The 12,587-nt window shown below is 63.9% G+C and carries 10 protein-coding genes; all 10 read left to right on the forward strand.

Translation table 11 applies throughout. The features are described 5' to 3' along the window. Positions 1-36: 36 nt before the first annotated feature. The 10 genes from nuoE (at position 37) to nuoN (ending at position 12,215) form a co-directional block, all read left to right on the forward strand. The gene (gene nuoE, locus ACNPAA_RS11225) at positions 37-576 is read left to right on the forward strand and encodes an NADH-quinone oxidoreductase subunit NuoE (protein ID WP_010675030.1); all 540 of its coding nucleotides are present in this window, start codon (positions 37-39) and stop codon (positions 574-576) included. Further along, complete coding sequence (nuoF, locus tag ACNPAA_RS11230) at positions 573-1,958, forward strand: NADH-quinone oxidoreductase subunit NuoF (RefSeq protein WP_042016644.1); 1,386 nt, start codon at positions 573-575, stop codon at positions 1,956-1,958. The genes nuoE and nuoF overlap by 4 nt, the downstream gene beginning before the upstream one ends. 57 nt (positions 1,959-2,015) lie before the next feature. Beyond that, positions 2,016-4,745 (forward strand): NADH-quinone oxidoreductase subunit NuoG, encoded by a 2,730-nt coding sequence (nuoG, locus tag ACNPAA_RS11235; protein WP_417891769.1) that lies wholly within the window; start codon positions 2,016-2,018, stop codon positions 4,743-4,745. Continuing rightward, positions 4,742-5,707 carry an NADH-quinone oxidoreductase subunit NuoH gene (gene nuoH, locus ACNPAA_RS11240; protein WP_010675033.1) on the forward strand — a complete coding sequence of 322 codons (966 nt, stop codon included), beginning with the start codon at positions 4,742-4,744 and terminating at the stop codon, positions 5,705-5,707. Before nuoG ends, nuoH begins: the two co-directional genes overlap by 4 nt. 90 nt (positions 5,708-5,797) lie before the next feature. Further along, a complete protein-coding gene (gene nuoI / locus ACNPAA_RS11245) occupies positions 5,798-6,340 on the forward strand; it encodes an NADH-quinone oxidoreductase subunit NuoI (RefSeq protein WP_010675034.1) in 543 nt (180 codons plus the stop codon). A gap of 9 nt (positions 6,341-6,349) precedes the next feature. Then, positions 6,350-6,889, forward strand: a complete 540-nt coding sequence (nuoJ, locus tag ACNPAA_RS11250) for an NADH-quinone oxidoreductase subunit J (protein ID WP_010675035.1) — start codon at positions 6,350-6,352, stop codon at positions 6,887-6,889. A gap of 79 nt (positions 6,890-6,968) precedes the next feature. After that, complete coding sequence (nuoK, locus tag ACNPAA_RS11255) at positions 6,969-7,277, forward strand: NADH-quinone oxidoreductase subunit NuoK (RefSeq protein WP_010675036.1); 309 nt, start codon at positions 6,969-6,971, stop codon at positions 7,275-7,277. Then, entirely contained in the window at positions 7,274-9,121 is a 1,848-nt protein-coding gene (nuoL, locus tag ACNPAA_RS11260) for an NADH-quinone oxidoreductase subunit L (protein WP_417891770.1), read from the forward strand. Before nuoK ends, nuoL begins: the two co-directional genes overlap by 4 nt. Before the next feature lie 69 nt (positions 9,122-9,190). Next, on the forward strand, positions 9,191-10,708 hold the full coding sequence (gene nuoM / locus ACNPAA_RS11265) for an NADH-quinone oxidoreductase subunit M (RefSeq protein ID WP_113977594.1): 1,518 nt from the start codon (positions 9,191-9,193) through the stop codon (positions 10,706-10,708). Positions 10,709-10,751: 43 nt separating this feature from the next. Next, positions 10,752-12,215, forward strand: a complete 1,464-nt coding sequence (nuoN, locus tag ACNPAA_RS11270) for an NADH-quinone oxidoreductase subunit NuoN (RefSeq protein WP_113977582.1) — start codon at positions 10,752-10,754, stop codon at positions 12,213-12,215. Positions 12,216-12,587: the final 372 nt, after the last annotated feature.

Here is a 12,587-nt window from a genome sequence, read left to right on the forward strand (position 1 = left end):
CGCGCAGTAAAGGGACAAGCCACAAAAGGTCAAGTCATGAGCCAATGTCAGTGTCACAATAACCAGACCCCACAAGGGCAAGGGGCATGCAGCAGCCAGCAGGGAGATTTCGTCCTGAGTCAGGCTGAGCGCGATGCCATCGAACACGAGAAACACCACTACGAAGATCCCCGTGCAGCCAGCATCGAAGCGCTCAAGATAGTGCAACAGGCCCGTGGCTGGGTGCCTGACGGCGCCATTCACGCCATCGGCGCCGAGCTCGGCATCCCCGCCAGCGACGTGGAAGGGGTCGCCACCTTCTACAGCCAGATCTTCCGCCAGCCGGTGGGTCGTCACATCATCCGCGTCTGCGACAGCATGGTCTGCTACATCAACGGCCACGAGCAGTTGCTTGCCGGTCTGAAAGAGGTCGTCAATCTGGCCCCCGGTCAGACTTCCCCGGATGGCCGCTTCACCCTGTTGCCCGTCTGCTGCCTCGGCAACTGCGACAAGGGGCCGGCCATCATGATCGATGACGATACCTATGGCGGACTCGATGCCGTCAGCCTGCTGAAAACCCTGGAGGCTTACCCATGAGCATTCAGCCAGGCAAGACGCTTGCCTCCCTCGGCACCGCCAACCGCATCCCCCGCACCGCCGAGACCCACCCTCTCACCTGGCGCCTGCGGGACGACGGCCAGCCGGTCTGGCTCGAGGAGTATCAGGCAAAACAGGGCTATGAGGCCGCCCGCAAGGCCCTTGGCCAGATGAGCCCGGATGACATCGTCAGCACCGTCAAGGATGCCGGCCTCAAGGGACGCGGCGGCGCCGGTTTCTCCACCGGCGTGAAGTGGGGCCTGATGCCCAAAGACGAGAGCATGAACATCCGTTACCTGCTCTGCAACGCCGACGAGATGGAACCCAATACCTACAAAGACCGCATGCTGATGGAGCAGCTGCCCCACCTGCTGATCGAGGGGATGATCATCAGTGCCCGGGCTCTCAAGGCCTATCGCGGCTACATCTTCCTGCGCGGCGAGTACGTGGATGCCGCCATCCACCTGCGCCGCGCCGTGGAAGAGGCCAAGGCCGCGGGGCTGCTTGGCAAGAACATCCTGGGCTCGGGCTTTGACTTCGAGCTGTTCGTCCACACCGGCGCAGGTCGCTACATCTGCGGCGAAGAGACGGCCCTCATCAACTCCCTGGAAGGACGGCGCGCCAACCCGCGGGCCAAACCCCCCTTCCCCGCCGTCTCCGGCGTCTGGGGCAAGCCGACCTGCGTCAACAACGTCGAAACCCTGTGCAACGTCCCCGCCATCATCGGCAACGGTGTGGCCTGGTATCAGGGGCTGGCACTGCCGGGTTCGGAAGATCACGGCACCAAGCTGATGGGTTTTTCCGGCAAGGTCAACAATCCCGGCCTGTGGGAGCTGCCCTTTGGCATCACCGCCCGCGAGCTGTTCGAAAACTACGCCGGCGGCATGAAGCCCGGTTATCGCCTGAAAACCTGGCAACCGGGCGGCGCCGGCACCGGCTTCCTGCTGCCCGAACACCTGGATGCCCAGATGTACGCTGGCGGCATCGGCAAGGTGGGCACCCGCATGGGTACGGGCCTTGCCATGGCGGTGGATGACAGCATCAACATGGTCTCCCTGCTGCGCAACATGGAGGAGTTCTTTGCCCGCGAATCCTGCGGCTGGTGCACCCCCTGCCGCGACGGCCTGCCCTGGAGCGTCAAGATCCTGCGGGCGCTGGAGCGGGGCGAGGGCCAACCCGAGGATCTCGCGACCCTGGAACAGCTCGTCAGTTTCCTGGGCCCGGGCAAGACCTTCTGTGCCCATGCCCCCGGCGCCGTCGAGCCCCTTGGCAGTGCGATGAAGTATTTCCGGTCCGAGTTCGAGGCCGGGGTCAAGGCCCCCCATGACAATCACAAGCTGTTCAAGGGTATCCAGCCCAACCTGCTGGGCGAGCGCTGGTAAGCGCCAGGACGCATCGGGCAATAGCCGATTTCATAAAACAGGTTTCAGGGAAGTTGTATGGCAACCATTCATGTAGACGGTAAAGAGTACGAGGTAGACGGGGCAGACAACCTGCTGCAAGCCTGTCTGTCGCTGGGTCTGGACGTCCCCTATTTTTGCTGGCACCCGGCGCTCGGTAGCGTCGGTGCCTGCCGCCAGTGCGCGGTCAAACAGTATCAGAATGCCGACGACAAGCGCGGCCGCCTGGTCATGTCCTGCATGACCCCCTCCACCGATGGCACCTATATCTCCATCGAGGATGAAGAGGCGAAGGAGTTTCGCAAGACGGTGGTGGAGTGGCAGATGACCAACCATCCCCACGACTGCCCGGTGTGCGAAGAGGGTGGCGCCTGCCACCTGCAGGACATGACGGTGATGACCGGCCACAACAGCCGCCGCTACCGTTTCACCAAGCGCACCCACCAGAATCAGGATCTGGGCCCCTTCATCAACCACGAGATGAACCGCTGCATCGCCTGCTACCGCTGCGTGCGCTATTACAAGGATTACGCCGGTGGCGAGGATCTCGGGGTCTATGGCGCCCACGACAACGTCTACTTCGGCCGGGTCGAGGATGGCACCCTGGAGAGCGAATTCTCCGGCAACCTGGTGGAGGTCTGTCCCACCGGCGTCTTCACCGACAAGACCCACTCCGAGCGTTACAACCGCAAGTGGGACATGCAGTTCGCCCCCAGCATCTGCCAGGGGTGCTCGGTCGGCTGCAACATCAGCCCGGGTGAGCGCTACGGCGAGCTGCGCCGCATCGAGAACCGTTTCCACGGCGCCCTGAACCACTATTTCCTCTGCGATCGCGGCCGCTTCGGCTACGGTCACGTCAATCTGACCGACCGCCCGCGCCAACCCCTGCTGCAGGATGGCAGTGACAAGCTGGCCATCACGGTGGATGGTGCCCTGAACCGGGCCGCGGATGCGCTGCGCACCGCCAGCGGCGTCATCGGCATCGGCTCACCCCGCGCCTCCTTGGAGAGCAACTTCGCCCTGCGCGAACTGGTGGGGGCCGCCAACTTCTACTCCGGGGTCGAGCAGAGCGAATGGAAATGCCTGCAGAAGATGCTGGACATTCTGGAGCACGGCGGCGTGCGTACTCCCAGCCTGCGCGACATGGAAGAGGCCGACGCCGTGCTGGTGCTCGGGGAAGATGTCACCCAGACCGCCGCCCGCATCGCCCTGGCCCTGCGCCAGGCGGTGAAAGGCAAGGGGCGCGAAATTGCCCGCAAGCTGAAGGTGGATCTCTGGCAGGTCGCCGCCGTGCAGACCCTGGCCCAGAACCAGCGCTACCCCTTGCTCATCACCAGTCTGGATGCCACCCGCCTGGATGACGTGGCGAGCAGCACCCTGCACGCCCCCCACGCGGATCAGGCGCGCCTCGGGTTTGCCATCGCCCACCTGCTGGATGCCAGTGCACCGGCGCCAACGGATCTCTCCCCCGAACAGCAGGCCCTCGCCGCCCAATGGGCCGATCTGCTTGGCAACGCCAAAAAGCCCCTCATCATCGCAGGCAATGGTGCCCGCAACGAGGCGCTGATCGAAGCGGCCAGCAACATCGCCCGCGCTCTCAAGGGCCGTGGCCAGGCCGCGGAGCTTGCCCTGGTGGCTCAGGAAGCCAACAGCCTGGGACTGGCCATGCTGGCCCGGCATGCCGCCCCGCTGGAGTCAGCCCTCGAGCGCATGGAAGGGGAAGAGAGACTTGCCTTGGTCGTTCTTGAGAACGACCTCTACCGCCGAGCCCCCCGCAGCCGGGTGGACGCCGCTCTGGATCGCCTGCAACACCTGCTGGTCATCGACCATCAGGAGACGGCCACCGCGAAGAAGGCGGATCTGGTGCTGCCTGCCGCCAGTTTTGCCGAAGGCGATGGCACCCTGGTGAACATGGAAGGCCGCGCCCAGCGTTTCTTCCAGGTCTATGCTCCCGCCTTCTACAACGCCGATATCCAGGTGCGCGAGAGCTGGCGCTGGCTGGATGCCCTGCAAGGGAGCCAGCAACCGCGTTCGGTTCGCTGGAACACCTTCGACGATGTGAGTCGCGATTGTGCCGCCAGCGCCCCGCTGCTCACCACCATGGGGGAAGCTGCACCCAACGCCGGCCTGCGCATTCGCGGCATGAAGCTCGCCCGGGAGCCGCACCGCTACAGTGGTCGCACCTCCATGCTGGCGAACCAGAACGTGAGCGAGCCCAGAGTCGCCCAGGATCCCGATTCGCCGTTCGCCTTCTCCATGGAAGGCTACGCCGGTGCCCGCCAGCCCCTCTCCCAGGTACCGTTTGCCTGGGCGCCGGGCTGGAACTCCCCCTCCGCCTGGAACAAGTTCCAGGAAGAGGTGGGTGGCAACCTGCGTGCCGGGGATCCCGGTCGCCGCCTGCTGGAGCCGGGCGAAGGCAATCTGGGCTGGTTTGGTGCCATCCCGGCCCCCTTCCAGCCCGCCGCATCCTTGCAGGTGGTGAGCTATGACCAGCTGTTCGGTGGCGAGGAGCTCTCCGCCAGAAGCCCGGTCATCCAGGCTCGCATGGGGGAACCCACCCTGGTACTGAACCCGGCGGATGCCGCGCGCCTGGCTCTGTCCCCTGACGCACTGGTGGCCTTCTCCTGGGGTGGCAACCACTGGCGCCTGCGTCTTCGTCTGAGCGATGCGCTGGCTCCGGGCCTGGCAGGGTTGCCACTCGGGGTGAACGGCCTGCCGACCGCCCTGCACCACGCCCTGATCGATAACCTGCAGGAGGTCATCGCATGAGCGACTCTCTGATGGATCTGCTGATCGAGGTCGGCAAGGCCCTGGTCGTGCTCGTGGGGATCGTGGGGGCTGGCGCCTTCATGAGCTTCATCGAGCGCCGCCTGCTGGCACTGTGGCAGGACCGTTACGGCCCCAACCGGGTTGGCCCCTTCGGCCTGCTGCAACTGGCCGCCGACATGGTCAAGATGTTCTTCAAGGAGGACTGGATCCCGCCCTTTGCGGATCGCCGGATCTTCGTGCTGGCCCCCATCATCGCCTTCACCGCCTTCATCCTGGCGTTTGCGGTGGTGCCCATCACCCCCACCTGGGGCGTGGCGGATCTCAACGTGGGGCTGCTCTATATCCTGGCGATCGCCGGGCTGGCGGTCTATGCCGTGCTCTTCGCAGGCTGGTCGAGCAACAACAAGTACTCCCTGCTCGGCAGCCTGCGCGCCTCGGCCCAGACCCTCTCCTACGAGGTGTTCCTTGGCCTCTCGCTCATGGGCATCGTCATCCAGACCGGCAGCTTCAACCTGCGTGACATCGTCGAGGCCCAGGCCGGCATGTGGAACGTGATCCCCCAGATCCTGGGCTTCGTCACCTTCCTGTTTGCCGGGGTCGCCGTCACCCACCGCCACCCGTTTGACCAGCCGGAGGCCGAGCAGGAGCTCGCCGACGGCTATCACATCGAGTACGCGGGCATGAAGTGGGGTCTCTTCTTCGTGGGGGAGTACATCGGCATCGTGCTGATCTCTTCCCTCATCGTGACCCTCTTCTTCGGTGGCTGGCACGGCCCCTGGCTGCCGCCCTTCATCTGGTTCGCCCTGAAGACCGCCTGTTTCATGGTGTTCTTCATCCTGCTGCGGGCCTCCCTGCCCCGCCCGCGCTTCGACCAGGTGATGTCCTTTGGCTGGAAAGTGTGCCTGCCCCTGACCCTGCTCAACATGCTGGTCACCGCTGCCGTGGTGCTGATGAATGCGTGAGCAAAACGAGATGGACATGACGATGATTCGGCCGTCTGCGGCAAGGAAACGCCCAGACGCCAGTGCTGATAAATGTGCAGTGAGGCACCTATGAAAATTACGAGCATTATCAAGGGTGTTGGCACCCAGTTGCGCAGCCTTGGGATGGTCTTCTCCCATGCCTGGCGCCCCCGTGAAACCCTGAGCTACCCGGAGCAGCCGGTCTACGCCGCCCCCCGCTTTCGCGGTCGCATCGTACTGACCCGGGATCCTGACGGCGACGAACGCTGCGTGGCGTGCAACCTGTGTGCGGTCGCCTGCCCGGTCGGTTGCATCTCCTTGCAGAAGTCGGAGCGGGAAGATGGCCGCTGGTACCCGGAGTTCTTTCGCATCAACTTCTCCCGCTGCATCTTCTGCGGCCTGTGCGAGGAGGCCTGCCCCACCACCGCCATCCAGCTGACGCCGGATTTCGAGATGGGGGAGTATCGTCGCCAGGATCTGGTGTACGAGAAAGAAGATCTGCTGATAAGCGGCCCCGGCAAATACCCGGACTACAACTTCTACCGCATGAGCGGGATGGCCATCGACGGCAAACCCAAAGGGGATGCCGAGAACGAAGCCAAGCCCATCGATGTCAAGAGCCTGCTGCCCTAGGAGTCAATCATGGAACTGGCATTCTATGCCGCGGCCCTGGTCGCCGTTTACAGCACGCTGCGGGTGATCAGCACCAGCAACCCCATGCATGCGCTGCTCAATCTCATCATCTCCCTCATCGCCGTGGCCATGATCTTCTTCTGCCTGGGCGCCGCCTTTGCGGGGGCCCTGCAGGTGATCGTCTACGCCGGCGCCATCATGGTGCTGTTCGTGTTCGTGGTGATGATGCTGAACCTGGGGAGCGCCCAGGATCAGGAGAAGAAGTGGCTCACCCCCATGACCTGGGGTGGCCCGGCCCTGCTCTCCCTCATTTTGCTGGGCTTTCTGGCCCACGGCATTCTCGGCGTGACCGGCGGTGAACTGGGTCTGACCGAGGTCAGCGCCAAGGAAGTCGGTATCGCCCTGTTCGGCCCCTATGTGCTGGCGGTGGAGCTCGCCTCCATCCTGCTGCTGGCGGGTCTGGTCACCGCCTATCACCTGGGCCGCGAGGACAAGAGCGGGGAAGTGCTCTCCGTGCCTCGCACCACACAGGAAGGAGGTCAGCAATGAGCGACATCCCCGTGGTGAGGCATGGCCTGCTGCCGGCAGCCCGCCCCCTTTCCATCCAGCAAGCACAAGGAGCATGGCGATGAGTGGAATTCCCATGGAGCACGGCCTCCTGCTGGCGGCTATTTTGTTTGCCATCGGCCTGTGCGGCCTGCTGATACGCCGCAACCTGTTGTTTATCCTCATGAGTATCGAAATCATGATGAACGCGTCCGCCCTGGCATTCGTGGTGGCGGGTAGCCGCTGGGCCCAGGCCGACGGCCAGATCATGTACATACTGGTGATTTCTCTGGCGGCAGCGGAGGCCAGTATCGGCCTCGCCCTGTTACTGCTGCTCTATCGTCGTTACCACACCCTGAACGTGGACACTGTGAGCGAGATGCGCGGATGAGCCTCCTATATCTGACTTTCCTGTTCCCGCTGCTGGGATGGCTGCTGCTGGCCTTCTCCCTCGGCCGCCTCGGCGAGCGCACCTCGGCGCTCATCGGTGTCGGCAGCATCGGTCTCTCGGCCCTCACTACCCTGTGGGTCGGCATCGATTTTCTCAATACCATGCCGGAAGGCGGCGTCTATACCCAGACCCTGTGGCAGTGGATGACGGTGGGCGAGTTCCAGCCCGCCTTCCGTCTCTCCCTGGATGGGCTGTCGCTGACCATGCTGGGGGTCGTAACCGGGGTGGGCTTCTTCATCCACCTGTTCGCCTCCTGGTACATGCGCGGGGAAGAGGGGTATTCGCGCTTCTTCACCTACACCAACCTCTTCATCGCCAGCATGCTGTTCCTGGTGCTGGCCGATGACCTGCTGTTCGTCTACCTGGGCTGGGAAGGGGTGGGGCTGTGCAGCTACCTGCTGATCGGCTTCTACTACAAGGATCGCAACAACGCCGCCGCCGCCCTCAAGGCGTTCGTGGTGACCCGGGTCGGCGACGTCTTCCTCGCCATCGGGCTCTTCGTGCTCTATCGCGAGCTCGGCACCCTCAACATTCACGAGCTGCTGGTGCGCGCCCCCGCGATGTTCGCAGAAGGCTCCCCTGCCCTGTCGTTCGCCTGCCTGATGCTGCTCGGCGGCGCGGTCGGCAAATCCGCCCAGCTGCCGCTGCAGACCTGGCTGGCGGACGCCATGGCGGGCCCGACCCCGGTCTCGGCGCTGATCCACGCGGCCACCATGGTGACCGCTGGTGTCTATCTCATCGCCCGCACCCACGGCCTCTTCCTGCTGGCACCGGAGATCCTCCATCTGGTGGCGCTGGTTGGTGCCATTACCCTGGTACTGGCGGGCTTCGCCGCCCTGGTACAGACCGACATCAAGCGGATCCTGGCCTACTCTACCATGAGCCAGATTGGCTACATGTTCCTGGCCCTCGGCGTTGGTGCCTGGGAAGGGGCCATCTTCCACCTGATGACCCACGCCTTCTTCAAGGCGCTGCTGTTCCTCTCCGCCGGGGCCGTCATAATCGCGACCCACCACGAGCAGAACATCTTCAAGATGGGAGGCCTGCGCAAATCGCTGCCGCTGGTCTACGCCTGCTTCCTGGTGGGGGGCTCGGCCCTGGCCGCGCTGCCGCTGGTGACCGCCGGTTTCTACAGTAAGGACGCCATCCTGTGGCAGGTGCAGGCCAGTGGCCAGAGCGCCCTGCTGTGGGCCGGTCTGGGGGGGGCTTTCCTGACCTCCCTCTACACCTTCCGCCTCATCTTCATCGCCTTCCACGGCAAGGAGCAGACCCAGACTCACGCCGGACAGGGCCTTGCCCACCATCTGCCACTGCTGGTGCTGCTGGTGCTCTCCACCGGAGTCGGCGCCTTGATCGTGCCACCGCTGGCCGGAGTACTGCCGGCAGGCCCCGGGGATCATATCGAGGAGGGTCGCCATGGCCTCGAGATCCTCTCCGGCGTCATCGCCGTGGCAGGCATTGCGCTGGCCGCCTTCCTCTTCCTCGGCGAACGTCGCCTGGCGAAGGGGATCGCCGAGAGTGCACCGGGGCGGGCTCTGTCCACCCTCTGGTTCAATGCCTGGGGCTTTGACTGGCTTTATGACCTGATTTGGGTCAAGCCCTACCTGCTGGCGACTCGCCTGCTCGGCAAGGATCCGCTGGACAGGATGATGAACCTGCCCGCCGTGCTGGCCCAGGGGGGGCATCAGCTGCTGGCCTGGACCGTCTCCGGCAAGTTGCGCTGGTACGCAGCCTCCATGGGGATGGGCGCCGCCCTGATCCTGGCCCTGCTGCTGCTCGGCTGATCCATGAGCCCAATATTGTGTGGCAGGCTCAGCGCCTGCCCGACTAGAACCTAGATGAGAGCTGATATCGTGACCTTACTCTGGATCTTGCTAATTCCCTTCATCGGCGGCTTGCTCTGCTGGCAGATGGAGCGGCTCGACGGACAGTTTGTCCGCTGGGTGGCCCTCGCCTCCATGAGCGCCTGTCTGGTGCTCTCCAGCGCCATCTGGCTCGGTGGTGACTTCACCCTCGCCAACCCCGGCCTCCCCGTCTGGGCAGCCGAGTGGCAACAACCCTGGATCCCCCGCTTCGGCATCTCCCTGCACCTCGCCGTGGACGGGCTGTCGCTCCTGATGGTGATCCTCACCAGCTTCATCGGCGTGCTGGCCATCCTCTGTTCCTGGAAGGAGATCGTCCAGCGCATCGGCTTCTTCCACCTCAACCTGCTGTGGATCCTGGGGGGCGTGCTCGGCGTCTTCATGGCGGTGGATCTGTTCCTCTTCTTCTTCTTCTGGGAGATGATGCTGGTGCCGATGTACTTCCTGATCGCGCTCTGGGGCCACTCGGTCACCGATGGCAAGTCGCGCATCAACGCCGCCACCAAGTTCTTCATCTACACCCAGGCGAGCGGCCTCATCATGCTGGTGGCCATCCTGGGCCTGGTACTGACCCACCACGCCGCCACCGGTGTCTTCACCTTCAACTATCAGGAACTGCTCAACACCCCCATGAGCAGCACGGTACAGTGGCTGCTGATGCTGGGCTTCTTCATCGCCTTCGCGGTCAAGATGCCCCTGGTGCCGCTCCATGGCTGGCTCCCTGATGCCCACAGCCAGGCGCCCACCGCAGGCTCCGTGGATCTCGCGGGCATCTTGCTGAAAACCGCGGCCTACGGCCTGCTGCGCTTTACCCTGCCGCTCTTCCCCGAGGCGTCCGCCGAGTTTGCTCCCTACGCCATGGTGCTCGGCCTCATCGGCATCGTCTATGGCGCCCTGCTGGCCTTTGCCCAGACCGACATCAAGCGGCTGGTTGCCTACACCAGCATCTCCCACATGGGCTTCGTGATGATCGCCATCTACTCGGGCAGCGAGCTCGCCCTGCAAGGGGCAGTGGTACAGATGATTGCCCACGGGCTCTCGGCCGCCGGCCTCTTCATTCTGTGCGGTCAGCTCTACGAGCGTCTGCACACCCGGGATCTGCGCCAGATGGGTGGTCTCTGGGGACGGCTGCGCTACCTGCCCGGCGTGATGCTGTTCTTCTCCGTCGCATCCCTCGGGATGCCGGGGACCGGCAACTTCGTCGGCGAGTTCCTGATCCTCATCGGCAGCTTCCAGGTGGCCCCCGTCATCACCGTCATCGCCACCTTCGGGCTGGTGCTGGCCTCGGTCTACTCCCTCATCATGCTGCAGCGGGCCTGCTTCGGGACGCCCCGGGAGGAGAGCATGCTCAAGGGGCTGGATACCCGGGAACTGACCATGATGCTGACCATCGCCGGCCTCTTGGTGCTGCTCGGTCTTTATCCCCAGCCGGTGCTCGACACCGCCAGCAGCAGCCTCCTGAGCGTGCTGCACTGGTACGCGCTGCCGGGCACGGGGGCGCTGCAATGATGCTTTCTCTTTCGCCTTCCTTGTCCATGTCGGGAGCACTGTCATGACGTTTACTGTTTCTCAACTGCTGGCCCTGCTGCCCCTGTTGCTGACCACGGGGGCCATGGTGGCCCTGATGCTGGCCATCGCCTGGAAGCGCTGTGACGACACCGCCTTCGTGGTCACCATCATCGGCCTAAACCTCGCGCTCTTCTCTCTGCCCATCGTGATGGCCCAGGGGGATCAGGGGGTCACTCCCCTGCTGCAAGTGGACGCTTACGCGGTCTTCTACATGGGGCTGGTGCTCATCGGGGCCCTGGCCACCTGCACCTTCGGTCGCACCTGGCTCAAGGGCTATCCGGACAACCGGGAAGAGTTCTACCTGCTGCTGCTCATCGCCACCGCCGGTGGTCTGGTGCTGGCAGCCTCCCGTCACCTCGCCTCGCTCTTCATCGGGATCGAGATGCTGACCCTGCCCATGTTCGGTCTGGTGGGGTATGCCTATCGCGAGCGGCACTCGCTGGAAGCCAGCATCAAGTACATGGTGCTCTCCGCCAGTGCCACCGCCTTCCTGCTGTTTGGCATGGCACTGCTCTACGCCCAGGCCGGAAGCCTGAGCTTCAGCGATCTCGGTGTGACCCTGGCCCAGAGCCCGGCTCACCATCCGCTGCTGATGGGGGGCTTTGGCCTGATGCTGGTCGGCTTTGCGTTCAAGTTGTCCCTCGCCCCCTTCCACCTCTGGACCCCGGACGTCTATGAAGGGGCGCCGGCACCGGTGGCCACCTTCCTCGCCACAGTGAGCAAGATAGCCGTGTTCTGCGTGCTGCTGCGCTTCTACCTGGCGGTACCCGCCACCTCGGATCCCATGATCCACTGGCTGCTGGCGGCCATGGCGGTCGTCTCCATCGTGGTCGGCAACCTCCTGGCGCTGATCCAGACCAACATCAAGCGGATGATGGGTTACTCCTCCATCTCCCACTTCGGCTATCTGCTGGCGGTGGTGGTGGCAAGCCGCCTCGGCGAGATGCCGGTGGAAGCGGCGGGTGTCTACCTGCTGATGTACCTGTTCACCAGCCTGGGTGCCTTCGGCGTCATCAGCATGATGTCCAGCCCCTATCGCGGCAAGGATGCGGACTCCCTGCACAGTTATCGCGGTCTGTTCTGGAAGCGCCCCTATCTGACGGCGGTGATGACGGTAATGATGCTCTCCCTCGCGGGTATCCCCATGACGCTGGGCTTCATCGGCAAGTTCTACCTCATCGGCGTCACCGTCGATGCCAAGCTGTGGTGGCTCTCCGGCGCCATCGTGCTCGGCAGTGCCCTGGGGCTCTACTACTACCTGCGGGTCATGGTCACCCTCTACCTGCGTGAACCCGGCATGCAACTGCGCGATGCCAGGGCCGACTGGGCCTTCTCCTCCGGGGGCCTGGTGGTGCTGCTCTCCGCCATTCTGGTGGTATTGCTCGGCATCTACCCCCAGCCCGTCATCAGTCTGGTGCAGGGCTTCCAGCACGTGGTGCTGCGCTAGCTTCAGGTTCACAGTCCACAGTTCACACAGCAAAACCGGCCTCCGTGGCCGGTTTTTTATGTCCGCCAAGGCTCGGTCCGGCTTGCCCGTCTGGCAGGCGATACCAGATCGGCCCCCTCAATCCATGACATATCCTCCAGCAAGCAGCTGGCGGAGCAGTGGGCTGAAGACGGCCTCGCCCCCATCGTGATCGTCTCCTCCTGCCCTCCCCATTCTCAGACACATGCCCATAAAAAAACCGGCCACTGGGGCTAATGCCAGTCAGTTAAGCCTGACTGGCATTGTTTTTACTAGGTTTTCTCGTCGCATACTTCTGTGGTTTGGCTTTGATGCACCTTGGGTAACTTCGTTCTCGGCGGGCGGGTAACTTGA

Origin of the sequence: Aeromonas sp. PS2Canimalfood6, from assembly GCF_048276795.1 — a bacterium.
Taxonomy (GTDB): domain Bacteria; phylum Pseudomonadota; class Gammaproteobacteria; order Enterobacterales; family Aeromonadaceae; genus Aeromonas; species Aeromonas caviae.

Excerpts from the sequence above, each read along its gene's own strand:
- nuoE (WP_010675030.1), top strand. The coding sequence starts at position 37 with ATGAGCCAATGTCAGTGTCACAATAACCAGACCCCACAAGGGCAAGGG.
- nuoF (WP_042016644.1), top strand. The coding sequence starts at position 573 with ATGAGCATTCAGCCAGGCAAGACGCTTGCCTCCCTCGGCACCGCCAAC.
- nuoG (WP_417891769.1), top strand. The coding sequence starts at position 2,016 with ATGGCAACCATTCATGTAGACGGTAAAGAGTACGAGGTAGACGGGGCA.
- nuoH (WP_010675033.1), top strand. The coding sequence starts at position 4,742 with ATGAGCGACTCTCTGATGGATCTGCTGATCGAGGTCGGCAAGGCCCTG.
- nuoI (WP_010675034.1), top strand. The coding sequence starts at position 5,798 with ATGAAAATTACGAGCATTATCAAGGGTGTTGGCACCCAGTTGCGCAGC.
- nuoJ (WP_010675035.1), top strand. The coding sequence starts at position 6,350 with ATGGAACTGGCATTCTATGCCGCGGCCCTGGTCGCCGTTTACAGCACG.
- nuoK (WP_010675036.1), top strand. The coding sequence starts at position 6,969 with ATGAGTGGAATTCCCATGGAGCACGGCCTCCTGCTGGCGGCTATTTTG.
- nuoL (WP_417891770.1), top strand. The coding sequence starts at position 7,274 with ATGAGCCTCCTATATCTGACTTTCCTGTTCCCGCTGCTGGGATGGCTG.
- nuoN (WP_113977582.1), top strand. The coding sequence starts at position 10,752 with ATGACGTTTACTGTTTCTCAACTGCTGGCCCTGCTGCCCCTGTTGCTG.